2 protein-coding genes and 1 pseudogene are annotated in these 1502 nt (G+C 70.3%); 1 reads left to right on the top strand and 2 read right to left on the bottom strand.

Going from position 1 to position 1502, the window contains the following annotated elements:
* Nucleotides 1–383, top strand: a pseudogene (locus KN815_RS50980) (TerD family protein); the annotation flags it as partial.
* 44 nt (nt 384–427) lie between these two features.
* On the opposite strand, the gene KN815_RS35885 reads toward KN815_RS50980, so the two are convergent.
* Together KN815_RS35885 and KN815_RS35880 are read right to left on the bottom strand one after the other, a co-directional pair.
* Entirely contained in the window at nt 428–1156 is a 729-nt protein-coding gene (locus tag KN815_RS35885) for a TerD family protein (protein WP_216346025.1), read from the bottom strand.
* A gap of 171 nt (nt 1157–1327) precedes the next feature.
* Nucleotides 1328–1502, bottom strand: a 175-nt coding sequence (locus KN815_RS35880) for a DUF475 domain-containing protein (protein WP_216346024.1), incomplete at its 5' end; no start/stop codon positions are given.

Below are 1502 nucleotides of genomic sequence, written 5' to 3'. Positions count from 1 at the left end.
CCCCGGCCCCGGCCCCGGCGTACGGCTATCCGCACGCGGCGTCGCCCGACCCCTGGGACCCGCACCGCACCCAGCCCATGCGGCCCCCCACGGCACACGGCGACAGCGGCTTCGGCTATGTGCCGCCGCAGGCCCCGCCACCGCCGCAGCAGGCCCCGGCCGCCGGATATCCGCAGCCGCCCGGCCGGCCCCCGGCGCAGCCCGGCTACGGCTATCCGCCCCAGCAGCAGACGTACGGCTACCCGCAGCCGCCCGCGTACGGCTATCCGCAGCAGGTGCAGCCGACGGGGCCGGTGGCGCCGCCCCCGCTGCCGATCCCCGTCCAGGTGCCGGACCCGCATTTCGTCCTGCCGCCGCAGGGGCCGCAGTTCCAGAACAGATAGCTCCGGAACGGATGGGGGGGCAGGGCCGCACCCTGCCCCCGCCGTCAAACCTTGGACTTGTAGCCCCGGCCCCACTGGAGGCCCCAGCCGTACAGCCGGTCCAGCTCCGCCTGGAAGCCGTAGACGTACTTCACCTCGCGGCGGACCATCATCTCGCCCTTGACGTTCTCGATCAGCACCACGGCGCAGGAGCGGGCCTGCGGGGCCCGCTCGTCGAGCGCGATCTCCACCCGCGGCCCATTGCTCGGATAGAGCGTGACCAGGCCGTGGGTGCGGTCGAAGGCGGGGGTGCCGTCGTAGATGTAGACGAAGACGAGCAGTCGCTTGATGTCGTCCTTGTGGTCCATGTTGACGTAGACCGTCTCGCCGGATCCGGAGCCGAACCGGTCGTCCCCGCTGAGCTTGATGTACGGCGCCTCGTTGAGATTGCCGAAGAACTCGCCGAGCGGCTGCACCACGCCCTTGGCGCCGCTCTTCAGCTCGTACATCACCGCGAGGTCGAGGTCGACATTGACCATCGCGGGCCCCTGCGCCTGCACCGGCTCGGGCTTGAACATCCGCAGGGGGTGGCGCAGCGAGCCGCGCCCCGCCCTGCTGTTGAAGTCCGAGGTGCGCATCTGCCAGGAGAGATTGATCCGCAGATTGCCGCTGGCGGCTCCCTGCTTGGTCAGCGAGATCGTCGATTGCCGCCTGGTCAGCTCGACCACACCGGACGCGTCGCCGCTCTCGAACTCACGCCACGCGGACCGTCCCCAGTTGCTCCAGAACGCCATGGTGCGCACCCCCACCCTTCGTGGCTCCGCTGCCTCAAAGCTCAAAGCCGATCAACTGCCGCGGGGCGGCCGGGAGGTCGGAAGACCTCGGCCGCCCCGCTCAGAGCGTTCCTCAAACGCCGCCGCGTCACACTCCCGGAGGTCGGACTCCGGAGGTGACTTCGGCCGGACTCAGACTCCGGACGTGACTTCCGTCTTGCTCTCCGAGCCCTCGCCTTCGGCCGCCTCCCGGCGGTTGCGCACGACCGAGGACCAGTACGAGGCGCCGATCAGCACCACGCCCACCAGGCCGGTGATGACCTCGTTGATCTCGTACTTGATCGTGACCAGCAGGATCGCGGCGAGC

Origin of the sequence: Streptomyces niphimycinicus (assembly GCF_018883605.1) — a bacterium.
In the GTDB taxonomy this organism is placed as follows: Bacteria; Actinomycetota; Actinomycetes; order Streptomycetales; family Streptomycetaceae; genus Streptomyces; species Streptomyces niphimycinicus.
The sequence above is the reverse complement of the archived record's forward strand: the minus strand, read 5'-3'. Positions and strand labels throughout refer to the sequence as shown.